Below are 22,967 nucleotides of genomic sequence, written 5' to 3'. Positions count from 1 at the left end.
CGATTATCTCGTCGGCTCCTATTGGTGAGTGTGTCTTAGCCGCTATAATCGCCCACCATTTTTGCAGATGACGGGGGCCAGATGGGACGTAGTCGCGGATTTACCTTCAAACAGTTCCATATCAATCACGATCGCTGCGCCATGAAGGTGGGCACCGATGGCATTTTGCTCGGTGCCTGGGCGCCGGTCGAACAGGCGCGTCGAGTGCTCGATATCGGCACCGGCAGCGGCCTGATCGCCCTGATGCTGGCCCAGCGCAGCAGATCTGACTGCCGTCTTGATGCGGTCGAACTGGATATTAATGCGGCCAGTCAGGCGCAGGAGAATGCGGCGTCCTCTCCCTGGGCCGATCGGGTAACCGTCATAGAGAGTGCCATTCAGGATTATCAGGCCGCCCCTTACGATCTTGTCGTCTCCAACCCTCCCTATTTCGTGGCAGGCCAGTCATTTAGCGATCCGGCGAGGGCGTTGGCCCGCCATACCGGTGCCCTCGACAGCCACGCATTACTGGCGGCCTGCGATCGTTTGCTGAGCCCGAACGGGCAGGTGGCGCTGGTGCTGCCGACGGCGATGGCCGATGAAATTTTATGCATTTCGGCGAATTATGATCTGCATGGCATTTGTTATACAGCTGTTATCACCAGAGAGGGTAAAGAGGCAAATCGTGTTTTATTGCTACTTGGCAGAGGATTAAACAGGTGTGAGAGGGGTGAAATTGTGATCCATTCTGCTCATGGGGCCTATTCCGACAGATATATCCAACTGACCAACCCCTTCTATTTGAAGATGTAAATTTCGTCTTGAACTATTTTTTCACGCCATTATGCTGGTTCCAGATCGAGCGCCCGCTCCAGACCAGCTAAAACCACTGGTTGCGATGAAAAAACATGCGGGGCTCTTTTTTTATACCCCCTGAACACACCCGGTCAGCGACCGATAAAAACTATAACAAGCAATAATTTACAAGACAGACGAGGTTGAACTTGACGAAATCACTCACATTGTCCGATGTACTCGGATTAGGGTTTATGACCTTCGCCTTCTATCTGGGCGCCGGTAACATCATTTTCCCGCCGTTGGCCGGTTACATGGCTGGTGAGCACCTCTCCCTGGCGATGTTTGGCTTCCTGGTCACTGCCGTGGGCCTGCCTCTGGTAACCATTCTGGCCGTGGCGAAAGCCGGTAACGGTTGGGCTGGCATGACCAAGCTGCTGCCTGCCGGTGTCGCGACTGCGCTGGCCGTTGCCATCTATATCATCATAGGCCCGGCCTTTGCCGCGCCCCGTACCGGTCTGGTTGCCTACGAGATGGGCCTCAAGCCGTTCATCGGTGATATGGGGCAGGCGGGTCTGGCGGCCTATACCGTGATCTTCTTTGGTGTGGCCATTCTGGTTTCCATGAACCAGGGCAAGCTGATGGACGCCATCGGCAAATACCTGACTCCGGTACTGATGCTGCTGCTGCTGACTCTGGCTATCGGGGTATTTGTAGCGCCGCAAGGCTCCATGCCTGATGCGTCCGGTGACTATCAGAACAGCCCATTCGTCAAAGGGATCCTGGAAGGCTACAACACCATGGACACCCTGGCTTCCCTGATGTTTGGCGCCCTGATCGTCGATCTGCTGCGCCAGAAAGGCATCAACGATTACAAGAGCCAGTTCAAGTATCTGGCCATTGCCGGCCTCATCTCTGCCGTTGGTCTGAGTGTGGTGTACGTCTCCCTGTTCCAGCTGGGCAACACTGCGGCCGGTGTGGCGACCGATGTCAGCAATGGTGGCGCCATCGTCAACGCCTACGTACTGAGCCTGTTTGGTCAGCCGGGTCAGTTCATTCTGGCGGCCATCATCACTCTGGCGTGCTTTACCACTGCAGTCGGTCTGATCTCCGCCTGTTCCGATTTCTTCCACAATCTGACCGGTATGGCTTACAAGAAGCTGGTGGTGTTGCTGGGCGTTATCTGTGCCGTGGTGGCCAACGTAGGCCTGAGCCAGCTGATCAGCCTCTCCATTCCGGTGCTGGTTGCCATCTATCCGGTTGCCGTGGCGCTGGTGCTGGTCACCTTCCTGAAGGGTTACTTCGGCCGTCCCCGTCTGGTGTTCCGTGGGGTGTTGATGGTTGCCTTCCTGTTTGGTTGCCTGGATGGTCTGGGTGCTGCCGGCATGAAGATGGATGCGTTTGCCTTCCTGCCGCTGTTCGACAAGGGCCTCGCCTGGCTGATGCCGACCCTGCTGGCCTGCGTAGTTGGCGTGATGGTGCGTCCGACCGAGATGGCTGCCGAAGCTGCCTGATCACGCCCGATGTGATATTGCCAAGAGCCTGCCCAGTGCAGGCTCTTTTGCTTTCCGTCACTCTGCATTGTGTTTTGCCGGGTTGTGATGGTCACTGCCGGTGACGCTTGCCTGTTCCGCGCTTTTGCTGCCTGTTCTCGCCTCTTTGCATCATTTTGAGAGGGGCAAATTTGTTGGTGATTAATTCTGCTTGTTCAAATTGTTTCAATATATTAATTTGAGATTGAGATTTGATTCCTTTTCTTTATGCTGAATGCGCAATTCTTGTCCGGTATCCGTACGAGAGAGAAGCAAGAGACATTGTTACCGGTTATCTGCCAGGCAGTGGGTGCAATCAATAACAAGCTGATAAGGCAGATGAGGTTGGGTTTGACGAAATCATTGAAGTTGTCCGACGTATTCGGACTGGGGTTTATGACGTTTGCCTTCTATCTGGGGGCTGGCAATATCATTTTTCCGCCGCTGGCCGGTTTTATGGCCGGTGAGCATCTGCTGGCCGCCATGTGCGGCTTTTTGCTAACGGCAGTGGGCTTGCCGCTGATCACCCTGATTGCGGTGGCCAAGGGGAGTTCGGGGGGCGGCGCGAGTGGCTGGACCGGAATGACCCGCTATCTGCCCGCCGGGGCAGCGACGGCGCTGGCCATCGCCATCTATATCATCATGGGGCCCGCCTTTGCCATTCCCCGCACCGGTCTGGTCGCCTACGAGATGGGGCTCAAGCCCTGGCTTGGCGATACCGGTCATGAGGGGCTGCTGATCTACACCCTGAGTTTCTTTGCGCTGGTGATCATGGTGGCGCTCGATCGGGGCAAACTGCTCGATGCGGTTGGCAAGTACCTGACTCCCGCCCTGATGGCGATGCTGCTCATTCTGGCGGTCGGGGTCTTTATCGCGCCGCAAGGTACCATGCCCGATGCCAGCGGTGACTACATCAGCGCTCCGCTCACCAAGGGGATGCTGGAGGGGTATAACACCATGGATACCCTGGCATCCCTGATGTTTGGCGCCCTGATCATCGGGTTGCTGCGCCAGAAGGGGATCGAGGATTATCGCAGCCAGTTCAAATACCTCACCATTGCGGGCCTGATCTCGGCGGTCGGGTTGTCGGCGGTCTATCTCTCCCTTTTCCAGCTTGGCAACAGTGCCGGTGGGGTGGCGAGCGACATCAGCAACGGCGGTGCCATCGTCAATGCCTACGTCCTGAGCCTGTTTGGTCAGCCTGGGCAGCTTATTTTGGCGGCCATCATCACTCTGGCCTGTTTTACCAGTGCAGTAGGCCTACTCTGTGCCGGAGCCGATTATTTCCAAGGTTTGACTGGCTGGGCTTACCACGAGTGGGTGATGCTGCTGGGGGCACTCTGCGCGCTGGTGGCCAATGTGGGGCTGAGTGAGCTTATCAGTCTCTCCATCCCGGTGCTGGTAGCCATCTACCCGGTTGCCATTGCATTGGTGCTGGTGACCTTCCTCAAAGGGTGGTTTGCCCAGCCACGGCTGGCGTTTCGTGGCGTGCTGCTGGTCGCCTTCCTGTTTGGCTGTCTGGACGGACTGGGCGCTGCTGGTATGGCTATGGACGGCTTTGCCTTCCTGCCGCTGTTCGACAAGGGACTTGCCTGGCTGCTGCCAACTCTGCTGGCCTGCATCGTTGGCATCTTGATGCGACCGAACGGAAAGCTGGCTGCCGAAGCGGCTTGATTCAGGATCAACGAGATAGCAAAGAGGCCAGCATCTGCTGGCCTCTTCTGTTTCTGCCGGATCCGTTACCGGATCAGATTTGCGGGCCTGCCGGCTTGGGTTTGCCATCCAGACCATACCAGTGGGTTTCTACCCGTCCGGCATGCCACTCGAAGGTGCCCCAGGGCTGTTTGGTTTCCCAGCGCGGGAAGTTGATGAGAACCCGGTTATCTTCGTACTTGTAGAGGGAGGTGCTGATCTGAATGTCCGACAGGATCAACAGTAGTGCCCAGCAGATGAAAATCCATTTCAATGCTTTCCACATAGGATTACTCGAAGCAAATTTCGATAGTGGCGCGACCGAAATCGGATTCGAACGGCATCATTATCTTGGTGCCATCGGCCCTGTGGGTGATGGTGTGGTTGGGGCCGGAGACGATGATGGGGGTCGCCATGTCAAACTCGTAGCCCTTCTCGCCCAGCATCCGCTTGGCACCGCCGGTCACCATGTTGGTGATTTCACCGACCATGTCGGTCACCTCTTCATTGATGGAGGCGGGAGCTTCCCCCAGCATGCGACGCATGATCTCCAGCGCCAGCCCCTTCTCGAAGCTGATGGAGAGGGAGCCGCGGGTCTGCGGGCCGACCATGCCGATCAGACCGGAGACGTCGCCGCGCGCCAGCTCATCCATCTTGCGTTTCGGTTTGCCCGGTTTTAGTTCCAGCTGTGCCATGGTCGAGAGCACATTGAGCAGAGATAGCAGGAACGGATTTACAAAATCAGCCTTCATGATGACTTCCTACAGTGGGCGTACAGCGAGCACATTGGCCATGTGCCTCTATTGTCTTATTGGTAATCGTAAAGCCATGCAAGTGGGCCTGCTCGGAAAACGCGCTATCTATTGCACTATCGTGAAGTTCGACCACATCCCCGCACTCGTCGCAGATCAGCAGCTGCATCGGGTGAGCGTGATCGAAGTGGCAGCAGAAGATAAACGCGTTGAGCGATTCCACTTTGTGAGCAAAGCCCTGTTCGAGCAAAAAATCGAGTGCCCGATAGACGGTTGGCGGCTTGGCATTGGCTTCGGTTTGTTGCAGCTGGGCCAACAAATCATAGGCGCTGATGGCGTTGCCGTGTGCCGCCAGCAGGCGAAATACCTGACGTCGGGTCGGGGTGAAGCGGATCCCTCGCTGTATACAGAGTCGCTCGGCTCGTTGTAAAAGTTGGTCTTGATTCATGATCGCGCAGATACCCTTTCTATTAGCCGGATACTATCACAGGGCCTCGCATGGCGCGGCGACAAAATTCATTTTCTGGGGCTGCTTCACGTTGTGATAAAATCCGCCCCTTTCTTTAGCTAACCCGGATGATTTTTATGCAGGCGCAGCGTTTTTCCATCGCCCCCATGCTGGACTGGACTGATCGGCATTGCCGTTACTTTCATCGACTGATGAGTCGCCAGACCTTGCTCTATACCGAAATGGTGACCACCGGTGCCATCATCCACGGCAAGGGGGATTATCTGGGTTACAGCGAGCAGGAGCATCCCATCTCCCTGCAGCTGGGGGGCAGCAATCCGGCCGATCTGGCGCGCTGTGCCAAGCTGGCCGAGGAGCGCGGCTATGACGAGGTGAACATCAACGTCGGCTGCCCCTCCGATCGGGTGCAAAACGGTCGCTTTGGCGCCTGCCTGATGGGCGAACCAGCGCTGGTGGCGGACTGCGTCAAGGCAATGCGCGATGTGGTCGATATTCCGGTGACGGTGAAGACCCGTATCGGCATCGACGATCAGGACTCCTACGAATTTCTGCAGACCTTTATCGAACAGGTGCGCGATGCCGGTTGCGATACCTTTATCGTCCATGCCCGCAAGGCGTGGCTGAGCGGCCTGAGCCCCAAGGAGAACCGCGAGATCCCGCCCCTCGATTATCCCCGCGTCTATCGGGTCAAGCAGGATTACCCGGAGCTGACCATTGCCCTCAACGGCGGCGTCACCTCCATGGAGCAGGCTCTCGAGCACCTGCAACACGTCGATGGCGTCATGATGGGGCGTGAAGCATATCAGAACCCCTACATTCTGGCGCAGGTGGACAATCTGGTGTTCGGCCAGAACAACGCCGTGCCGAGCCGCCACGAGGTGGTGCGGATGATGCTGCCCTATATCGAGCAGGAGCTGGCCAAGGGCAACTACCTCTCCCATATGACCCGCCACATGCTGGGGCTGTTCCAGAACATGCAGGGGGCTCGCGCCTGGCGCCGTCACCTGAGCGAGAACGCCTGCAAACCGGGCGCCGGTATTCAGGTGGTGCTGGATGCCATGGCCAAGGTGCCGGAGTTTGCCAGCAGCGAGACGGCCGAATAAGCCGCTTTGTCAGGGCAAGAACCACAAAAAGCGCGTCAATCGACGCGCTTTTGGTTTTTCTGGTCAGGGTCACCCTGATGTGTTGTCAGAAGCCGTACTGTAGTCGTGTATCTCTCCGGGGCGCGGAGTAAAACGTGGATCGCCATCTTTGTATTCACGAACAAGCTGCATGGTCTTGCAGAAGCTGGCCTGCTTGTCGTACTCCTGCCGGGCAAGATCGATGGCCCGCTCGGCCCGGCGCCGCTCCATCTTGTCAGACTTGCGATCGCTGAACTGTTGCTGCTGATGCAGCATCCAGCCGACAAACTCTTGCTGGCATTGGGATTCGCGATTGGCCTGCGCAGGTAGGGTCCACAACAACGAGAGCAGTATCAGGTAGCGCATGACTGAGTGGGGATTGAAGATTAATTGAACAGAAGGGGCGGCATTTTAGGCTGGAAATCGGGGTGTGAACAGTATCAATAGCGAGGCCCTGCGGGGCCTCGCATCGTTGTGGCCGAGGTCAGTGCCTGACGAGGTAGAGTTGGCGGCTGTAGGCCACATCTTCCGGGTTGTTGATGGGGTAGCCCTTGAGCCATGGCTTGATGAGTCGGGCATTGGTGTACTGGTAGATGGGGGCGATGGGGGCCTGATCCAGCAGGATCGCTTCCGCCTCGCCAAACAGCTTGCTGCGGCTGGCGGCATCCTGAGTGCTGGCCGCCTCTGCCAGTAGCTGGTCATAACGGGCATTGGCAAAGCCAGCCATATTGCCACTGTGACGGGAGCCCCACAGGCCGAGGAACGCTGAAGGGTCGTTGTAATCGGCGACCCAGGATGAGCGGATCACCTCGAACTGACCGCTCTGGCGGCTGTCGAGATAGGTTTTCCACTCCTGATTGGTCAGCTCGACCTCGGCGCCCAGCTTCTGCTTCCACATGCTGGCGATGGCCAGCGCCATCTTCTTGTGAATTTCCGCGGTGTTGTAGAGCAGGGTCAGCTTGAGCGGCTTGTCCGGGCCGTAACCGGCCTCCTTGAGCAGGGTCTTGGCCTTGCTGTCCAGCGCCGGCTGGCTGCTGGTGGAGAGCAGGTTGGCGGCCGGGGTGAAGCTGGCGGTCACATCCGGAGTGAAGTGATAAGCCGGTTTCTCGCCGGTGCCGAGCACCTTGTCGGCGATCAGGGCGCGGTCGATGGTGTAGGAGAGCGCCTTGCGCACCCGCACATCGTTCAGTGGTGCCTGACGGGTATTGAAGGCGTAGTAGTAGGTGCCGAGCTGATCCGGGGTATAGACCTCATTCGGGATCTGCTGCTTCAGCTTGTCGTACTGCTCCTTGGGGAAGGATTCGGTGATATGCAGATCTCCCGCCAGGTAGCGGTTGGTGGCCGCGCTCTCCTGATTGATAGGCATGAAGATCACCTTGGTCAATACGGTATGTGCCCGATCCCAGTAATAAGGGTTGGGGGTCAGCTCCAGCTTCTCGTTGACCACCCGGTTGTTCAGCACAAAGGCACCGTTGCCCACCAGTTTGCCAGGTTGGGTCCACTGGTTGCCGTACAGCTCGATGCTGGCCTGATGGAGCGGCGACAGACTGGGGTGGCTCAGCAGGTTCAGGAAGTAGGGCACCGGCTGGGAGAGGGTCACCTGCAGGGTGTGGTCATCGAGGGCCTTGACCCCCAGCTCGCTGGCAGGCAATTTGCCAGCGACTATCTCGTCCACCTTGTCGAAACGGGCCAGTTGGGCGAACCAGGCGAAGGTGGTCGCCTCTTTCGGGTCGACCAGCTTGCGCCAGCCGTAGACGAAGTCGCCGGCCTTGACCGGATCGCCGTTGGACCAGCGCGCATCCGGGCGCAGATGGAAGGTAAAGAACTGGTTGCCCTTGTTCTCCCAGCTGGCCGCCACTCCGGCAACCGGTTTGCCATCCGGCCCCTGGGTCAGCAGCCCCTCGAACAGATCCCGTAGTACCTGCAACTCCGGCAGGCCGACCAGCTTGAGCGGGCTCAGGCTCGCAGGTTCATCCTTGAGGTGGCGAACGACAATCTGCTCGGCGGCGAGTTGTGTTCCGGCGGGAATATCGGCAGCCTGGACAGCAGCACAGCCCAGCAGGGCCAGCAAGGGGGTCCATCCTTTCATGGGTCGGATCCTTCAAATAGTGTGAAGCGGGGAGAAAACTCGGCGAGAAAATATCGCCGACAGATGGGAAATCATGATATCCCGTTTGCTGGTCTGACCGCCAGCATTCGACTCTCACTCCCAATCGGGGTAGCAGAGCGTTCCCGGCGTCTGTGCAGTTCAATGTGGTGAGGAGTGTCATACGATGAAAGCATGGTTAGTGCTGGCCTGTGTGTTGAGCCAGGGTGCCTGGGCGTTGGCCCCGTGCCAGAGCGACACGGCAGTGGGCAACTGGTGCGAGATCGGCATCGATGCCTTGCACCCGACTCAGGGGGGCGTCGGCCAGATCCAGGTTGATGAGACCCAGGCCACATTGGCGGGCATGAGTGCAAAGCAGCTCGACAAGTTGATGAAAAAGAAAGAGATCCCTGTAGTGATTGCACCGGATGGCAGCTACTGGCTGGTGGACAGACACCATCTCACCAAGGCGTTGTGGCAGCAGGGCGTCAAGGATGCGCGGGTCAAGGTGATTGGCCGTCTGCAGGACAAAGCCAACTTCTGGAGCCAGATGCAGAACAACCACTGGGCCTGGCTCAAGGATGAGAAGGGGCAGCCGCTGACCCCGGAGCAGTTGCCGACCAGTATCGACAAGCTGCCTGATTACCCCTATCGCACCCTGGCCGGACTGCTGCAGGATGCGGGCTACTTTCGCAAGGACAAACAGGTCTATTTCGTCGAGTTTGCCTGGGCCAGCTGGCTCGGCAAGCAGATGCAGTGGATGCCTGTCGATAACTCCAATCTGACCGCCCGCCTGCAACAGGCCAAACGGCTCGCCTGCGGCAGCGATGCCAGTGACTTGCCCGGTTATCCCGGCAAGCAGTGCAGCCTCAACCAGTCCAAAAGCGCGCAGTGAGTGGATGTGCGATGACGGCATCCAGAGCATGCCGGAGATAAAAGAGGGCGACCCCAGGGTCGCCCTTATGCTGTCAGCTACTGGTTAGCGGTGGTCACTCATGGCGCACCGCCCAGTGGGCAGCCGCCTGTTCAAGCAGGGCGACGTCACCTTGCTGGATCAGCGCTAGCAGATCGTTGACCTGTTGATCCCGCCAATCCCACCAAGCGAGGGCCTGTAGCCGGGCAATTTCCTCCTCGCCAAAGCGCATTCGCACCACCCTGGCCGGGGTGCCCGCCACCATGGCATAGGGTGGTACATCCTGATTGACCAGCGAACGGGCGGCGATGATGGCGCCGTCGCCGATGGTGACGCCGGGCATGATCATCGCCTCCATGCCGATCCAGACATCGTTGCCGATGCGGGTATCGCCAGCGGGGCGGTAGCTGCGCTTGAGCGCCGCCAGATCGGCGAACGGATAGGTGCTGATGAAGGCCTTGTTGTGGGTGTGGTTGCCGCCCATGATGATCTTTACCCCAGCGGCAATTTGCACATAGTCGCCGATATGGAGCCGGTCGATATGCCAGAGCGGCTCCCAGCCGGTTTCCGGGCTGCGGCTGAAGGGATCGCCATGGAGGTAGCGCACCGCCACCTCTTCGAAGGGGCCATCCCAGGCACCCGAGTAGTAGCTGTGCTGCCCTTTGAGGCAGATATTGGGGTTGGTCACCGTCAGGTGCAGGTATTCGACCTGCGACCAGTGTTGGCAGGTGTTCATGCTGGTACTCCTTTGCTGAATGGATCGGATGGGTTGCGTTCGCTTGAGCGCAGCTAATAGATCCAGACCAGCATGCGGGGCACGCAGAGCAGGGAGCAGCCCAGCATCTGCGGGAGGCGAGGTCGCATTGTGGTGTGCTCCAAAGAAGAGGGAAGGGCGCGATCATAAGGTCGGGCGCCGGGTTTGCCAAGGTTGCGCAGAGATCCTGCACTAACCCTCTGGTTGATATTTATTCTCAATTAGCCATGATAACACTCCCACCATGACGGACTCGGGAGAGCGAAATGACACCGCAAAGTTGGCAACGATACATGCTGGAGGCGGAGCGTGCCTGGCAGGCCGGTTCGCTGGGGGCGGCGATCTGCTTTTATCAGCAGGCGCTGGGGGATGTTTACGAGATGACCCAGGTCGAGTTGACCGAACTGGCCACTATGCGAGTCGCCACCTGTCACCGGCTGGCTGACTTCTGGCGGTCGATGGATGAGCCGACTTACGAGCTGCGCTACCTGAAGCTTGCCTCCGAGCTGGTGACTACGCTGGTGCCGCAGTGCCCCAATCGGGAGTGTGAGGCGCTGATCAGCGAGCTGGGTTGCTGTCGCGGCGCCCTGCTCGCCTTTCTCAAGCGCCACCCCAATCCGGAAATTGCCCGGCTGATCCAGCTGCAGGACAAGGTACAGGGCTGCGAGCTGATCGGCCGTTTTCGCCTCAACTGAACGGATGTGGGCGAGGCTCAGCCCCGCCGTTTGAGTTTCTGGGCGATGCGCTGTTGCGCCTCTTCCCCCTGCAGTGCCTGAGCGAAGGCGCGCGCCTCCAGATCGATGACAAAGTGCACCGCCTGTTTAAGCTCCTGTTTCAGCAGCGCCTTGCTCTTTTGCAGCGCTCTGGGCGGTTTGGCCGCCAGCTTCAGTCCCTGCTCGCGGGCAAAGGAGAGCAATCCATCGGCCGCTACCACCTTGTTGGCCAGCCCCAATCGCAGCGCCTCTTCGGCATCCATCGCCTCGGCCAGCAGCAACAGCTCGGCCGCCTTGAGGTGCCCCACCAGACGTGGCAGCAGCAGGCTGGAGGCGAACTCCGGCACCAGCCCCAGCTCGACGAAAGGAAGCTGCAAGCGGGCGTTATCCGCCAGATAGACCAGATCGCAATGCAGCAGAATGGTGGTGCCAATCCCCACCGCCGGGCCTGCAACGGCGGCGATCACGGGTTTGGGGAAGTCGGCCAGGGTGTGGAGGAGCTGCAGTATGGGATCGTCGGGCTCCAGCGAGCTCTTGCCCATAAAGTCGGCCAGATCATTGCCCGCAGTAAAGCAATCCTGCTGCCCCTGCAACAGCAGGACATGCACCTCCTCATCGGCTGCCGCCTCTCGCAGCGCAGCCACCAGTTGTTGATACAGCTCGGTATTGAGGGCGTTGCGCTTGTCGGGGCGGTTGAGGGTCAGGGTGAGCAAGCCATCCTGCTGCTCGGCAATGAGAATGGGGGCCATGTCTAAATCCTTGTTATTGAAAGGTGCAAAAAAGGTTGCCGCTGGGGTAACCTTGGCGCCGTTTAACAACATCATAAAAGGATTTCAACCATGTTTAAACGTGCGTTTTATTCTCTGCTGGTTCTGGGTATTACGGCGCCTGCACTAGCCAAGGTCGAGGCTGTCGACGGTTATGTGCGCCTGTTGCCGCCGGGCTCCCCCAACACTGCCGCCTTTATGGTGCTGAAGAATGACGCCGACCAGCCGGTCAAGCTGGTGGCGGCGGCTTCTGCTGCGGCGGGGCGTGCCGAGCTGCACACTCACCTGCACGAAAATGGCGTGATGAAGATGCGTCAGGTCGAGAATATCGAGATCCCGGCCAAGGGCGAAGCGGTGCTGAAACCGGGCAGCCTGCACATCATGTTGTTCGAGGTGGGCACGCTCTCCGAGCAGACCCCTTTCCCGCTCACCCTCACCATGGACGATGGTCAGAAGCTGGATCTGTCACTGCCGGTGAAGCCGATTGAGCCGATGGCAGAGATGAAGCATATGAAGCACTGACATTTGTCGTCGTTTGTTCAGGATTGACGCTGGGTATTTTGGCTGCACCGAGTAAAATAGTGCTCTTTTCCATGTATGCAAGAGGAAGTGACGTAATGAAAAAGACGCTGATTGCCGGTTTTGTGCTGGCTCTGTGCAGCCAGAGTGCCATGGCCGCTGACGACTGGCGTTTTGCCGCCGGTGCCGACGTATGGGCCGCCAAGGGCAGTGGTCAGGCTTATGGCACCAGTGCTGATGGCAGCTATGACGACAGCTACAACTGGAACGGCTATCTGCAACTGGAACACGGCATCATCTTCCTGCCGAACGCCAAGTTTGAAGTCTCCGATTTCAGCACCTCCGGCGGCAACTTCAAGAACGATCTGACTGCCTACGATCTGAGCCTCTACTACCGTCTGTTCAACAACGATCTGTTCAAGATCGATCTGGGTATGACCGGTCGTCACTACGATGGCGAGCAGGTCTATGTCGGTCGCAAGGGCTATAACGAAGATACCCTGATGGCTTATGCCGGCAGCGAAGTGAAGATCCCGGGCACCGGCATCGCCTTCTTCGGTGATCTGCGCACTCACGATGCGGACAACTATGACTACCGTCTGGGCGGTTCCTACAAGTTCTCCTCCATGCCGATCAAGCTGCGTGCCGGCTGGCGTGAAGCCAAGGTCGACTTCGACAACGTTGACCAGCGTATCGATGGCTGGTTCATGGGCGGCGAATTCACTTTCTAATCTGACCGTCAACTGACGAAGAAGAGCGATAATGGGCCACATCATAGTGACAGGTGCCGGTTCTGGTCTGGGTCGGGCGCTGACCATAGGTCTGGTTGAGCGGGGCCACCAGGTCTCCATGATGGGGCGCCGTTATCAGCGACTGCAGGAGCAGGAGCAACTGCTCGGCAGCGCGGTGATCGGCATCGCCGCCGATCTGGCGCACCATGAAGAGGTCGATGTCGCCTTCGCCGCTGCGGTGGAGTGGGGCGGGCTGCCCGACATGGTGATCCACTGCGCCGGGGTGGGTGAGTTTGGCCCGGTCGGTGTCTATACTGCCGAGCAGATCCGCCGGGTGGTGGAGAGCAACCTTATCTCCACCATTCTGGTGGCCCAGCAGACGGTGCGGCTTATCGGCGACAAGGGCGGAGTGCTGGCCAATGTGCTCTCCTCCGCCGCGCAGGTGGGCAAGGCCAACGAGAGCCTCTACTGCGCCTCCAAATGGGGGATGCGCGGCTTTCTCGAATCCTTGCGCGCCGAGCTGAAAGGCTCGCCACTGCGGCTGGTCAACCTCTACCCGAGCGGGATCCGCAGCGAATTCTGGGACAACTCGGATCACGTGGACCCGAGTGGCTTCATGACTCCGGAAGATGCGGCGGCCTATATGCTCGACGCACTGGAAGCCAGAAGCAGCTGCCACGTGACCGATCTCTTTATCGGTCGCAACGAGTAGGCTCCTTGCGGCAATCCTCTTTGCTTTAGAAGAGAAGACAAACAAAAAGCGCGCCATTGGGCGCGCTTTTTTATATCGGGAAGAGGGTGGGCTTAGCGGCCCAGCTTGGCCTTGATCATGGCGACGATATCGCTGATGGCCACTTCCTGCTTCTCGCCGGTGCGGCGGCACTTGTACTCGACCACGCCGTTATCCATGCCGCGATCGCCGATGACGATGGCGTGCGGGATGCCCAGCAGCTCCATGTCGGCGAACATCACGCCCGGGCGCTCTTTACGGTCGTCGAACAGCACGTCCACACCGGCCGCTTTCAGCTCGGCGTAGAACTGCTGTGCCTGCTCGGCTACGCGCTCGGATTTGTGCATGTTCATCGGCACGATGGCCACTTCGAACGGAGCGATGGCGTCCGGCCAGATGATGCCGTACTGGTCGTTGTTCTGCTCGATGGCGGCGGCCACCAGACGGGAAACCCCGATACCGTAGCAACCCATCTCCATGGTGACGGACTTGCCAGCTTCGTTCAGCACGCTTGCCTTCATTGCTTCGGAGTACTTGGTACCCAGCTGGAAGATGTGGCCCACTTCGATACCGCGCTTGAGCAGCAGCTTGCCCTGGCCGCACGGGCTCGGGTCGCCTTCCACCACGTTGCGCAGGTCGGCAACTTCGTAAGCGGTGATGTCGCGATCCCAGTTGGCACCGGTCAGGTGGAAGCCGGTTTCGTTGGCGCCGCAGACGAAGTCCGCCAGATGGGCAGCGCTGCGATCGACGATGATGCGACCGGCAAAGCCGACCGGGCCGATGGAGCCTGCGTCGCAACCGGCGGCAGCTTTGATCTGCTCGTCGTTGGCGAAGGTCAGCGGGTTAGCCACGCCAGCCAGTTTCTCTGCCTTGATTTCGTTCAGCTCGTGGTCGCCACGCAGTACCAGCGCAATAACGGCCTGCTTGCCGTGCTCATCTTCCTCTGCCAGTACCAGCAGGGTTTTGGCGATGGCGGTCGGTGCCACGTTCAGGAAGGCAGCCACTTCGTCGATGGTGTGAACATTCGGGGTGGCAACCTTGGTCAGGGCTGCGGTGGCGGCAGGGCGCTCACCAGCCGGTGCCAGTGCTTCGGCCATCTCGATGTTGGCGGCGTAATCGGAGCTGTCGGAGAAGGCGATCAAGTCTTCACCGCTCTCGGCCAGCACCTGGAATTCGTGGGAACCGGTACCACCGATGGAGCCGGTATCGGCCTGCACCGGACGGAAGTTCAGACCCATGCGGGTGAACGCCTTGCAGTAGGCGGCGTGCATCTTCTCGTAGGTATCGACCAGAGACTCTTTGTCGATGTGGAAGGAGTAGGCATCCTTCATCAGGAATTCGCGGCCACGCATCACGCCGAAACGGGGGCGCACTTCGTCGCGGAACTTGGTCTGGATCTGGTAGAGGTTGAGTGGTAGCTGCTTGTAGCTGTTCACTTCGTAACGTACCAGCGCAGTGATCACCTCTTCGTGGGTCGGGCCCAGCACGAAGGGACGGTTGTGACGGTCGGTCAGACGGCACAGCTCGGGACCGTAGTCATCCCAGCGGCCTGACTCCTGCCACAGCTCGGCGGGTTGTACCACCGGCATGGAGACTTCGACGGCACCAGCATTGTTCATCTCTTCGCGAACAATGTTCTCGATTTTCTTCAGTACCCGCAGACCGGTTGGCAACCAGGCATACATGCCGGAGGCCAGTTTACGGATCATCCCGGCGCGCAGCATCAGCTGGTGGCTGACAACTTCAGCGTCGGAGGGGGTTTCCTTGAGAGTGGAAAGCAGATATTGGCTGGTACGCATCGCGGTAGACCTTAGCTAGAACGGGCGCGGGGCCCAGGATAATTTCAAGGGCGGAATTTTAACAGGCTGGGCGTTATGGCCCAAGGGCTAAATTTGCCGCAACCCGAAAGGTGGCCACGCCCGGCAGATGACCAGGGGCAATGACCATTGCAACAAGCAGGCTTTTTATGCCTGCAATTTGGCCGGATCTCCGCTAAACTCTGCCACCTTTTCTCGATGGGCATGGCTCTGCCGCGTTCATCCCCCCCCATTTTTAGTACTTTTGGAGCCGCTCATGCCGTTAGTGGGACATCAACACCAGATCGAGATCCTGGAACTGACCGACAAAGGAGATGGCAAAGGACGCCTGTTCGATCGCCCCCTGTTTGTCGAAGGTCTGCTGCCCGGTGAGCAGGCGCTGGTGGAGCTGACCGAGGTCAAGCCGAACTATCTGCACGGCAAGGTTGCCGAGCTGCTCCAGCCCTCTGCAGATCGGGTTGCCGATTTCTGCCCCAACACCGAGTGTGGTGGCTGTCAGGTACGTCCGCTGGCCTATCCGGCCCAGCTCAAGCTCAAGCAGGCACTGGTGCAAAGCGCACTGGAGCAGGTCGGGCTGGGTGACACGCCGGTCAAGGATATCCTTGGCATGGAGAGCCCGTTCGCCTATCGCAACAAGGCGCAATATGCGGTGCGTGGCTGTGACGCCGGTGCCGAGATCGGTTTTTATCGCAAGCACTCCCACGATCTCATCACCGCCGATGACTGTGCGGTGCAGGATCCGCTGCACGTGGAGCTGAACGCCCGGGTACGCAACTGGATGCGCGCGCATGACATCGCTGCCTATGACGAAGTGAACCACAGCGGCTGCGTGCGCAACCTGATGACCCGCAAGGGCTTCAAGAGCGGCGAGCTGATGGTGGTGCTGGTCACTTTGGGTGAGGAGCTACCGTTCGAAGCCGAACTGTTGGCAGCCCTGAGCGATCTGCCGGTCACAACCTTGGTGCAGAACATCAACGATGAGCGCACCAACCGCATTCTGGGCGCCACCAACCGGGTGCTGCTCGGCGAAGGGGTGATCCGCGACAAGATCCATGAGCTCGAGTTCGAGATCTCGCCGCTCTCCTTCTTCCAGAACAACCCGACCCAGACCGATGTGCTCTACTCCAGCGCCCTCGAGTATGCCGAGCTGACCGGCAACGAGACGGTGTTCGACATCTATTGCGGTATCGGTACCATCTCCCTGTTCCTGGCTGGCAAGGCCGCCAAGGTCGTCGGGATCGAGTCGGTGGAGAGCGCCATCAGCGATGCCCGCCGCAACGCTGCCCTCAACGGCATCGAGCACACCGAATTCCACGTTGGCAAGGCGGAGCAGCTGATGCCCGAGCTGCACGCCCAGGGCGTGACCGCTGATGTGGTGGTGATGGATCCGCCCCGCAAAGGCTGTGACAAGGCGGTGCTGCAGACCCTGGTCGCCATGGCGCCCCGCCGTCTGGTCTATGTCTCCTGCAATCCGCAGACTTTGGCCCGCGACCTTGCCTGGCTGGTCAAGCAGGGCTTCGTGCTGGACGAAGTGCAACCGGTCGATATGTTCCCGCACTCCATGCACGTGGAAGCGGTTGCCCGCTTGAGCTTGCCCGCCAAGGCATAAGTCGCCCCCGACTCTTGCCCACAAAAAAACGACGCCAGCTGGCGTCGTTTTTTTCTATCTGATGCTCGCAGGTTGATGTGCTCAACCCTGCTTGCGCACCTCGGTGGCAATCTGGTCGAGCAGCTGTTGCCAGCCCTGACCCAGCTCGTTCACCAGCGCGTTGTAGCCATCTGCTGGCAGCACTCGCTCCTGACGGAAGGGGGCATCGCGCAACACGGTGCCATCTTCCGCCAGCAGGCGCCAGCGACCGCTCAGCACGGCGCTGCCGTCATGACGGCCCTGAAAGCGCTCCACCAGAATGGTCAGCACCGGCCCCTTGCGGGCGCCATCCTGCCGTACCACCCAGCCCGGCAGGCGGGTGGAGAGGCCGTTGAGGGTGAGCTGGTTGAGCTGATCGTCCAGCGCACCGGCCCAGCGATGGTACTCGGTGAAGTGCAGCTCTTGCCCTTCCAGCTGATAGACCAGACTGATCCGGTCGAGCTGGCTGGCCAGCGCCACCGGGCGCAGCACCAGCTGGTGCTGCGGTTGGGCCGGCGCCGTCACGGGTTGCTGGCTGTCGGCATCGAGCGAATAGTAGTGCAGGCTCGGCTGGCTGCTGCAACCCGCCAGCAGCCCCAGCAGGGCCAGCGTCAGGATCTCTTTTTTCATTGTTTGCCTCGCTTGGGCTCAGGGTCCGATGGATGCGCGCGATCGAAGATCAGCGAGCTGGGCTGCTCGTTGAGGGAGTGCACCAGCGGCTGCAGTTCGCGCATCAACTGATTGAGGGTCTGCACCGACTGACGCAGGTCCTGATTGGTCTGCGACTGGGCATCATAGGCCTGCAAGGTCTCCTGCAACTGCTTGAGGCTCTCGTTGAGCGAGGCGGGCAGCTGCTGGGTAGAATCCTTGGCGGTGAGCTTGTTCAGGTTGGCGCTGACTGCACTGATGTTCTTCAGGGTGCCATCCAGGGTGGTGAGTGACCCGTTGACCTTGGTCAGGGTGGTTGCCATGTCCATGTCGACAAACTTGTCGAGGATGAGGTTCACCTTGCGCTCGATCTGATCCAGCCCGCCCTGCACGGTGGGGAAGACCTGATAACCGGCCAGCTTGGCCTGCTCGAAACGTGGCGCGTCCGGATAGAAGTTGAGATCGATGATCTTGCCGCCGGTCAGCAGGCTCGAGGTCTTGAGGCTGGCACGCAACCCCTCCTTGAACTGCTTGCCGAACAGGGCACGCCATTGATCCTTCTCCGCCTTGGCATAGCGGTGGGAGAGGCGCTGCACCTCGATGCGGGCCAGCACCGGGATCTGGCGGCTCTTGAAGATCTGCACGCCCTTGTCCTCGATGAGGTAGGGGGCGGAGATGACGGTACCAACCCGGATACCGCGATACTGTACTGCCGCGCCCGGGTGCAGGCCACCCACGTTGTCATCGAACAGGAAGACGTAGTCGATGAACTGATCCAGACTACCGGCTAGCACGCTCGCCTCATCCTGGAACAGGGTGAACCCTTCCATCTGTTTTACCGGCTCGCCAGGCGCCCAACCGGGTGGCAGACCCATGGTGATGCCGCCATCGATCAGGCTCTCCAGCGAATCCATCTTCACCTTCATCCCCTCGCTGCTCATGGAGACCTCGAAGCCCGGGGTCATCCAGAAGCGGGAGTTGCTGCTCACCAGAATGTCATAGGGCGCGTGGATGAAGATTTGATACTGCATCTCGCTCTTTTCCGGCAGGAACTTCGCCTCTTCCACCTGACCTATGGTGAAGCCCTGATAGTTGATGGGGGAGCCTTCTCCCAGCGCGCGAGTGTCGCGACTGCTGAGGGTGAGACGCAGCCCCTTGGCATCGAGGGAGGCGAGCGGCGGTTTGTCCAGCATGGCGTACTCGTCCCGCGCCCGACCTTTCTTGCCGGGGGCGAGCTCGATATAGGCGCCGGAGAGCAGGGTGCTCAGACCCGATACCCCTTCACGGCCCACTCTGGGCTTGACCACCCAGAACTGGCTGTCACCGCGCAACATGCCGGAGGCGGCATTGGTCAGCCGTCCTTTCAGCACGGCATGGCTGTAGTCATCGCTCAGCTCGACGGCCTCGATGCGGCCGACGTCCACTTCGCGGGAGCGGATCACCGTCTTGCCAGCGACTATGCCCTCGGCAGTGGCGACTGTCAGGGTGAAACTGGGGCCCTGGGAGTACCAGTGCTGGAACAGCATCCAGAGACCGATGAACAGCGCCAGCAGGGGCACCATCCAGATTGCGGCGGCAGAGCTCAGAAAGTCAGAGCCCGGTTTCCACCTTTTTTTACGCTCACTCACGTTCGCGTTCTCCTTGTTGTAAATCCCAGATCAGGCGGGAGTCGAAACTCATGGCGGCGACCATGGTGATCAGCACCACACCTGCAAATGCAACGGCCGCAGGGCCGGGGTAGATGGTCATCAGATTGTCGAGCCGGATCAGGCCCGCCAGAATGGCCACCACGAAGACGTCGATCATCGACCAGCGTCCGACAAATTCGGTCATGCGATAGAGTTTGAGCTTGCCGAGGGGGGAGGTGACATTGCCGCGCTGCACCATATAGCAAAGCCAGAATAGCGCCAGTATTTTCACCAGCGGCACCACCACGCTGGCGAAAAAGATCACCGCCGCTATGGGGTATGAGCCCATGGCCCAGAGCAGCACCACACCGCCGAGGATGGTAGAGGGGCTGTCATCACCGAGAAACACCGTATCCATGATGGGATAGACGTTGGCCGGAATGTAGAGAATGGCGGAGGTAAACAGCAGCGCCCAGGTACGGTTCAGGCCGCCCGGCTTGCGGGCATGCAGCTTGCCGCCGCAGCGGGAGCAGCTGTGGCTGCCCACCTCGCTCAGGGCGCCACAGATATGGCAGCCCACCAGACCGGACTCCAGCGCGCCCGCTTCCGGGTCGATCTCCCGTGCCTCGGTCGGGCCGAACAGCCGCTGCCACAGCCACATCTGATCCAGTGAGGAGATCATCTTGATAAGCAGTACGGTGTAGCCGACGAAAGCCCAGAATGACAGCCCCATCTTGATGTCGGCCATTCCCATCAGCTTGACCAGCGAGATGAGCACCCCCACCAGAAAGACATCCACCATCAGCCAGGGTTTGATCCGGCAGAGCAGACGGCCGAGGGAGCGCAGGGCATTGCTGTGCAGATCTTTATCGACCCGCCACAGCACCAGCATGATGGACCCCATATAAACCAGCGGCAGGCCGATCAGGGTCAGGCTCAGTACCGCGCCGAGAAACAGATAGCCCTCATCCACCAGGGTGGTGATGCTCTGCAAAAAGGTCATCTCCTGGCCCACCCCTTTGGCCGAGAAGGACATAAAGGTAAAGGCATTGGCGAGCACGAACATGATGAGTGCCGCGAACCCGTAGGAGATCGGCCGCAACTCCTGCTGTGGCAGGTGGCGACTCAGGGTGTGTCCGCAACGGGGGCAGCAGCTGGCCTGTCCCACCTCGAGCGGTGTGGCCGGTATCAGCAGGTCACACTCTTCGCAGGCAGTGGCATCATGGACATAGGTGGTGTGGTGTTGGTGTGAAACCGGATGCAAGATAAAACCCCAGATAAGGCCCATGGTGGAGCCAGAGCTGGCGATTATCGCAGTTGTGCTGGTCAGCGACCAGCCCCCGGAGGCCGCTATTGCTGGCGGGAGTGAGAATGACTTTGACAAGCCAGTGCCCATTTAGCACAATCAAACGCCACTTTTTTTCCGCGGGACAATAATTTATGACAACTGAATCCCCAAGCTACTCCACGATTGAGCAAGCCTTCTCCCTCGGGAACGGGCAAGATTCTGCCCTCAACTGGTTGCGCAAGAACCGCAGTCAGGTCGCTATCTTTCTGGTGAGCGGCATCAAGCTCGAAGGCACCATCAGCGGGTTTGACCAGTACAGCGTGCTGCTGACCGATGCACACGGCAACCAGCAGCTGGTCTACAAGGCCAAGATCTCCACCATCGCCATGCACACCGGCCGTCCGCAGGTGAACATCCAGCGTGCTCGCAAGCCGCGTGTCTCCATGGCGCCGCGCCCCCATGGTGCGCCGGGTCGTTATGACGACAATCAGGGCGGCGGCAACAACGAGTAATCGTCTGCCCCGCACTCCCCGTTGACGCGCCCTGCGTCAGCGGCTGACGGAACCTGCTCTCATTTTCATTCATGTCCCGTATGAGAGCCGGTTCCGGTTATCGCCCCTTGCAGGGCGATATTTTTTTACGCACTACGCGGTTATGCCGACCGGTTGACCCTCTTTGACCATGCAGGTCTGCATACCCGCCGCCTCTCCGGCCTGTACCCCGATACCGGTATCTTCAAACACCAGACAGCCTGATGGCGCGACCCCCAACTTGCTGGCGACCAGCAGGAAGGTGTCCGGATTGGGCTTGTGCAGCTCCACATCGTCTGCGGTGACTACCACTGAGAAGTAGCGATCCAGCCCGGTGTTGCGCAGCACCGCTTCGGCGTTGACACGAGGCGAGCCGGTGCCGATCCCCATCGGGATGACGCCATGATAGCGCTCGACCAGCGCCTGCATGGCCGGAAACACGGTCGCCTTGTGCAGGTTGGCCACATAGTGGGCGGTCTTGCAGCGGGTGACTTCGAGCGGATCGAGGGGGATCTGCTGCTCCTGTGCGACCAGCAGGGCGATCTTGCGGCTCGGCATGCCACCCAGCTCATAGAACCAGTCGGCATCGAAGTGAAAGCCAAACTCGCGGGCGGTGTGCTCCCAGGCGGCGAGGTGCAGCGGCATGGAGTCGACCAGGGTGCCATCAAGGTCAAAGACCAGGCCTTGGAATCCGGAAAGAGTCATGGTGCGGGGTCTGTCTCTGAAAAAAGGGAGCCCATTCTAGCCAGTGGCTCCCCGCCTCGCCATCACCTAGCAGGTGAGAAACGCTTGCCCCCACATTTGCGCCTGAAAATAGACGGGGGTGAGTCTGGTCGGGTCGAGCTGGTATTTCGGTGCCAGCTGCTCCAGCAGGGCCCAGTTGCCCTGTTCGTAGGTCCTGACCAGCTGGAACAGGTGGAACAACGGCCCTTCGTGCCGCTCGATGGCTCGTTTTACGTTGTTGGGCAGGTGGGCCTTCAGCGACTCCGATAGCAGGGAACCATCGAGTACCAGCCCTACCAGAAAAGCCCAGCTTGCTTCGCGTTTGTCTAGGGCGGTGAGGGCGATAAGTTCACAGAAGCGACCGCGAGCGATGGCCATCCGGGTAGAGGCCTCCGGCATATGCTGGCTTACCCGGGCCAGGCCGTTGATCAGCACAAACTTGCGGATCTCCTGCTCTCCCAGATAGGAGAGGGCGCGGGAAACCGAGGTGATGGGGGCGGCATGATCGAAGCCGGGGGCGTTGACATAGGTGAGTAGCTGGCCCGGGAGCAAGGCATCCTGCTCCAGCAGGCGGGCCACCTGGGCAAAGGAGAACTCCTCGTGGCAGATGAGCTGGAGGATCTGCTGCACAAGTGCCATGTCGGGCTGGGTGGCACGCTGATTGACCAGCTCGGGGCGGGCGAGAAAACCACCGGCAAAGAAGTCGACTCCGGCCTCTCGCAGCGGGAGAAAGTCTTCCCAGGTTTCGATATCGAGGGCCATCCGCTTGTGTTCGGTGGGCTGGCAGATCCCCTCTTCGCCCATCCAGAATACCAGCAGACGGCTGGCACCGAGCCAGCGTGGCTCACGGCTGACCCCGTGTACGGCAAGCCGGCGTCGACTGTCTCGCCACTGTTCCAGCACCGGAAAGGAAGCTGGTAGCCGTTCGCTGGAGGCTTCGACCAGCGGGATCGCATCCTGATCAAACAGCAGGGGGCGCTGTTCATCGAGCTGTTCGTGGGTGAAGGGCACCAGATATTGGCGCCCTTGTGCCAGCAGGCGGCAATGTTGTGCCAGCGAGGGCCACTCGTCCGGTGAGCCGAGCAGATAATCGATGCCGTAGGCCACCAGGGCCAGGCGGCGATTGAAGATGGGATAACGACGCAACAGCATG

The 22,967-nt window shown here is 59.7% G+C and carries 24 protein-coding genes; 11 read left to right on the top strand and 13 right to left on the bottom strand.

Translation table 11 applies throughout. The features are described 5' to 3' along the window. The first annotated feature begins 81 nt into the window (after positions 1–81). From G5168_RS10940 to brnQ (G5168_RS10930), 3 genes are all read left to right on the top strand, one after another. The gene (locus tag G5168_RS10940) at positions 82–792 is read left to right on the top strand and encodes a tRNA1(Val) (adenine(37)-N6)-methyltransferase (protein ID WP_421252198.1); all 711 of its coding nucleotides are present in this window, start codon (positions 82–84) and stop codon (positions 790–792) included. Between the two features lie 191 nt (positions 793–983). Further along, positions 984–2,288 (top strand): branched-chain amino acid transport system II carrier protein, encoded by a 1,305-nt coding sequence (gene brnQ, locus G5168_RS10935; RefSeq protein ID WP_005335813.1) that lies wholly within the window; start codon positions 984–986, stop codon positions 2,286–2,288. A 414-nt stretch (positions 2,289–2,702) separates the two neighbouring features. After that, on the top strand, positions 2,703–3,980 hold the full coding sequence (gene brnQ / locus G5168_RS10930; protein ID WP_421230982.1) for a branched-chain amino acid transport system II carrier protein: 1,278 nt from the start codon (positions 2,703–2,705) through the stop codon (positions 3,978–3,980). A gap of 73 nt (positions 3,981–4,053) precedes the next feature. Here brnQ (G5168_RS10930) and G5168_RS10925 read toward each other — a convergent pair whose 3' ends face one another. The 3 genes from G5168_RS10925 to zur are packed head-to-tail and all read right to left on the bottom strand — an operon-like array spanning position 4,054 to position 5,198. Further along, a complete protein-coding gene (locus G5168_RS10925; protein ID WP_160882368.1) occupies positions 4,054–4,284 on the bottom strand; it encodes a hypothetical protein in 231 nt (76 codons plus the stop codon). A gap of 4 nt (positions 4,285–4,288) precedes the next feature. After that, positions 4,289–4,750, bottom strand: a complete 462-nt coding sequence (locus G5168_RS10920) for a chemotaxis protein CheX (protein ID WP_005343179.1) — start codon at positions 4,748–4,750, stop codon at positions 4,289–4,291. Then, complete coding sequence (gene zur, locus G5168_RS10915; protein ID WP_160882369.1) at positions 4,740–5,198, bottom strand: zinc uptake transcriptional repressor Zur; 459 nt, start codon at positions 5,196–5,198, stop codon at positions 4,740–4,742. Before zur ends, G5168_RS10920 begins: the two co-directional genes overlap by 11 nt. A 137-nt stretch (positions 5,199–5,335) precedes the next feature. On the opposite strand from zur, the gene dusA reads away from it, so the two are divergent. Beyond that, positions 5,336–6,322 (top strand): tRNA dihydrouridine(20/20a) synthase DusA, encoded by a 987-nt coding sequence (gene dusA / locus G5168_RS10910; protein ID WP_088868451.1) that lies wholly within the window; start codon positions 5,336–5,338, stop codon positions 6,320–6,322. Between the two features lie 69 nt (positions 6,323–6,391). Here dusA and G5168_RS10905 read toward each other — a convergent pair whose 3' ends face one another. Together G5168_RS10905 and G5168_RS10900 are read right to left on the bottom strand one after the other, a co-directional pair. Beyond that, positions 6,392–6,706, bottom strand: a complete 315-nt coding sequence (locus G5168_RS10905; RefSeq protein ID WP_421230976.1) for a hypothetical protein — start codon at positions 6,704–6,706, stop codon at positions 6,392–6,394. A gap of 118 nt (positions 6,707–6,824) precedes the next feature. After that, entirely contained in the window at positions 6,825–8,429 is a 1,605-nt protein-coding gene (locus G5168_RS10900; RefSeq protein ID WP_421230977.1) for a peptide ABC transporter substrate-binding protein, read from the bottom strand. A 184-nt stretch (positions 8,430–8,613) separates the two neighbouring features. On the opposite strand from G5168_RS10900, the gene G5168_RS10895 reads away from it, so the two are divergent. Further along, complete coding sequence (locus G5168_RS10895) at positions 8,614–9,321, top strand: ParB-like protein (RefSeq protein ID WP_421230978.1); 708 nt, start codon at positions 8,614–8,616, stop codon at positions 9,319–9,321. Positions 9,322–9,415: 94 nt separating this feature from the next. Here G5168_RS10895 and G5168_RS10890 read toward each other — a convergent pair whose 3' ends face one another. Next, positions 9,416–10,075: a CatB-related O-acetyltransferase gene (locus G5168_RS10890; protein ID WP_421252197.1), complete on the bottom strand. Its 660-nt coding sequence runs from the start codon at positions 10,073–10,075 to the stop codon at positions 9,416–9,418. Between the two features lie 284 nt (positions 10,076–10,359). On the opposite strand from G5168_RS10890, the gene G5168_RS10885 reads away from it, so the two are divergent. Beyond that, positions 10,360–10,788 carry a DUF2753 family protein gene (locus tag G5168_RS10885; RefSeq protein ID WP_421252196.1) on the top strand — a complete coding sequence of 143 codons (429 nt, stop codon included), beginning with the start codon at positions 10,360–10,362 and terminating at the stop codon, positions 10,786–10,788. A gap of 17 nt (positions 10,789–10,805) precedes the next feature. Here G5168_RS10885 and G5168_RS10880 read toward each other — a convergent pair whose 3' ends face one another. Next, positions 10,806–11,555: an enoyl-CoA hydratase-related protein gene (locus G5168_RS10880; RefSeq protein ID WP_421252195.1), complete on the bottom strand. Its 750-nt coding sequence runs from the start codon at positions 11,553–11,555 to the stop codon at positions 10,806–10,808. Positions 11,556–11,645: 90 nt separating this feature from the next. Here G5168_RS10880 and G5168_RS10875 point away from each other — a divergent pair, with 90 nt between their 5' ends. From G5168_RS10875 to G5168_RS10865, 3 genes are all read left to right on the top strand, one after another. After that, the gene (locus G5168_RS10875) at positions 11,646–12,095 is read left to right on the top strand and encodes a copper chaperone PCu(A)C (RefSeq protein WP_267528640.1); all 450 of its coding nucleotides are present in this window, start codon (positions 11,646–11,648) and stop codon (positions 12,093–12,095) included. Between the two features lie 95 nt (positions 12,096–12,190). Further along, positions 12,191–12,823, top strand: coding sequence for a TIGR04219 family outer membrane beta-barrel protein (locus G5168_RS10870; RefSeq protein ID WP_421252194.1), 633 nt, complete (start codon positions 12,191–12,193; stop codon positions 12,821–12,823). Positions 12,824–12,854: 31 nt separating this feature from the next. Then, on the top strand, positions 12,855–13,535 hold the full coding sequence (locus tag G5168_RS10865; protein WP_216960813.1) for an SDR family oxidoreductase: 681 nt from the start codon (positions 12,855–12,857) through the stop codon (positions 13,533–13,535). A gap of 92 nt (positions 13,536–13,627) precedes the next feature. Here G5168_RS10865 and G5168_RS10860 read toward each other — a convergent pair whose 3' ends face one another. Continuing rightward, on the bottom strand, positions 13,628–15,352 hold the full coding sequence (locus tag G5168_RS10860) for a proline--tRNA ligase (protein WP_216960816.1): 1,725 nt from the start codon (positions 15,350–15,352) through the stop codon (positions 13,628–13,630). 274 nt (positions 15,353–15,626) lie between these two features. On the opposite strand from G5168_RS10860, the gene rlmD reads away from it, so the two are divergent. Further along, positions 15,627–16,979, top strand: a complete 1,353-nt coding sequence (rlmD, locus tag G5168_RS10855; RefSeq protein WP_021231744.1) for a 23S rRNA (uracil(1939)-C(5))-methyltransferase RlmD — start codon at positions 15,627–15,629, stop codon at positions 16,977–16,979. A gap of 81 nt (positions 16,980–17,060) precedes the next feature. On the opposite strand, the gene G5168_RS10850 is transcribed toward rlmD, so the two are convergent. Genes G5168_RS10850 through G5168_RS10840 form a run of 3 tightly spaced genes read right to left on the bottom strand, consistent with a single transcriptional unit; the run spans position 17,061 to position 20,537 of the window. After that, positions 17,061–17,627, bottom strand: a complete 567-nt coding sequence (locus G5168_RS10850) for a PqiC family protein (protein ID WP_158112728.1) — start codon at positions 17,625–17,627, stop codon at positions 17,061–17,063. Next, positions 17,624–19,273: an intermembrane transport protein PqiB gene (gene pqiB / locus G5168_RS10845; protein ID WP_005335774.1), complete on the bottom strand. Its 1,650-nt coding sequence runs from the start codon at positions 19,271–19,273 to the stop codon at positions 17,624–17,626. The genes G5168_RS10850 and pqiB overlap by 4 nt, the downstream gene beginning before the upstream one ends. Beyond that, on the bottom strand, positions 19,266–20,537 hold the full coding sequence (locus tag G5168_RS10840) for a paraquat-inducible protein A (RefSeq protein ID WP_058059687.1): 1,272 nt from the start codon (positions 20,535–20,537) through the stop codon (positions 19,266–19,268). The genes pqiB and G5168_RS10840 overlap by 8 nt, the downstream gene beginning before the upstream one ends. 176 nt (positions 20,538–20,713) lie before the next feature. Here G5168_RS10840 and hfq point away from each other — a divergent pair, with 176 nt between their 5' ends. After that, positions 20,714–21,073: an RNA chaperone Hfq gene (gene hfq / locus G5168_RS10835; protein WP_005335772.1), complete on the top strand. Its 360-nt coding sequence runs from the start codon at positions 20,714–20,716 to the stop codon at positions 21,071–21,073. 132 nt (positions 21,074–21,205) lie between these two features. Here hfq and G5168_RS10830 read toward each other — a convergent pair whose 3' ends face one another. Further along, complete coding sequence (locus G5168_RS10830) at positions 21,206–21,796, bottom strand: HAD family hydrolase (protein ID WP_201998107.1); 591 nt, start codon at positions 21,794–21,796, stop codon at positions 21,206–21,208. A 66-nt stretch (positions 21,797–21,862) separates the two neighbouring features. Beyond that, positions 21,863–22,966: an EAL and HDOD domain-containing protein gene (locus tag G5168_RS10825; protein ID WP_216952069.1), complete on the bottom strand. Its 1,104-nt coding sequence runs from the start codon at positions 22,964–22,966 to the stop codon at positions 21,863–21,865. Position 22,967: the final 1 nt, after the last annotated feature.

Source organism: Aeromonas sp. 600724 (genome assembly GCF_049175135.1).
In the GTDB taxonomy this organism is placed as follows: Bacteria; Pseudomonadota; Gammaproteobacteria; order Enterobacterales; family Aeromonadaceae; genus Aeromonas; species Aeromonas veronii_A.
Note: the sequence above shows the minus strand (reverse complement) of the source record. Positions and strands in the feature narration are given on the sequence as shown.

Excerpts from the sequence above, each read along its gene's own strand:
- G5168_RS10830 (WP_201998107.1), bottom strand. The coding sequence starts at position 21,796 with ATGACTCTTTCCGGATTCCAAGGCCTGGTCTTTGACCTTGATGGCACC.
- G5168_RS10925 (WP_160882368.1), bottom strand. The coding sequence starts at position 4,284 with ATGTGGAAAGCATTGAAATGGATTTTCATCTGCTGGGCACTACTGTTG.
- G5168_RS10865 (WP_216960813.1), top strand. The coding sequence starts at position 12,855 with ATGGGCCACATCATAGTGACAGGTGCCGGTTCTGGTCTGGGTCGGGCG.
- zur (WP_160882369.1), bottom strand. The coding sequence starts at position 5,198 with ATGAATCAAGACCAACTTTTACAACGAGCCGAGCGACTCTGTATACAG.
- G5168_RS10940 (WP_421252198.1), top strand. The coding sequence starts at position 82 with ATGGGACGTAGTCGCGGATTTACCTTCAAACAGTTCCATATCAATCAC.
- G5168_RS10920 (WP_005343179.1), bottom strand. The coding sequence starts at position 4,750 with ATGAAGGCTGATTTTGTAAATCCGTTCCTGCTATCTCTGCTCAATGTG.
- G5168_RS10900 (WP_421230977.1), bottom strand. The coding sequence starts at position 8,429 with ATGAAAGGATGGACCCCCTTGCTGGCCCTGCTGGGCTGTGCTGCTGTC.
- G5168_RS10875 (WP_267528640.1), top strand. The coding sequence starts at position 11,646 with ATGTTTAAACGTGCGTTTTATTCTCTGCTGGTTCTGGGTATTACGGCG.
- hfq (WP_005335772.1), top strand. The coding sequence starts at position 20,714 with ATGACAACTGAATCCCCAAGCTACTCCACGATTGAGCAAGCCTTCTCC.
- G5168_RS10870 (WP_421252194.1), top strand. The coding sequence starts at position 12,191 with ATGAAAAAGACGCTGATTGCCGGTTTTGTGCTGGCTCTGTGCAGCCAG.
- rlmD (WP_021231744.1), top strand. The coding sequence starts at position 15,627 with ATGCCGTTAGTGGGACATCAACACCAGATCGAGATCCTGGAACTGACC.
- G5168_RS10880 (WP_421252195.1), bottom strand. The coding sequence starts at position 11,555 with ATGGCCCCCATTCTCATTGCCGAGCAGCAGGATGGCTTGCTCACCCTG.
- G5168_RS10860 (WP_216960816.1), bottom strand. The coding sequence starts at position 15,352 with ATGCGTACCAGCCAATATCTGCTTTCCACTCTCAAGGAAACCCCCTCC.
- G5168_RS10850 (WP_158112728.1), bottom strand. The coding sequence starts at position 17,627 with ATGAAAAAAGAGATCCTGACGCTGGCCCTGCTGGGGCTGCTGGCGGGT.
- dusA (WP_088868451.1), top strand. The coding sequence starts at position 5,336 with ATGCAGGCGCAGCGTTTTTCCATCGCCCCCATGCTGGACTGGACTGAT.
- G5168_RS10905 (WP_421230976.1), bottom strand. The coding sequence starts at position 6,706 with ATGCGCTACCTGATACTGCTCTCGTTGTTGTGGACCCTACCTGCGCAG.
- G5168_RS10885 (WP_421252196.1), top strand. The coding sequence starts at position 10,360 with ATGACACCGCAAAGTTGGCAACGATACATGCTGGAGGCGGAGCGTGCC.
- G5168_RS10895 (WP_421230978.1), top strand. The coding sequence starts at position 8,614 with ATGAAAGCATGGTTAGTGCTGGCCTGTGTGTTGAGCCAGGGTGCCTGG.
- brnQ (WP_421230982.1), top strand. The coding sequence starts at position 2,703 with ATGACGTTTGCCTTCTATCTGGGGGCTGGCAATATCATTTTTCCGCCG.
- G5168_RS10890 (WP_421252197.1), bottom strand. The coding sequence starts at position 10,075 with ATGAACACCTGCCAACACTGGTCGCAGGTCGAATACCTGCACCTGACG.
- G5168_RS10825 (WP_216952069.1), bottom strand. The coding sequence starts at position 22,966 with ATGCTGTTGCGTCGTTATCCCATCTTCAATCGCCGCCTGGCCCTGGTG.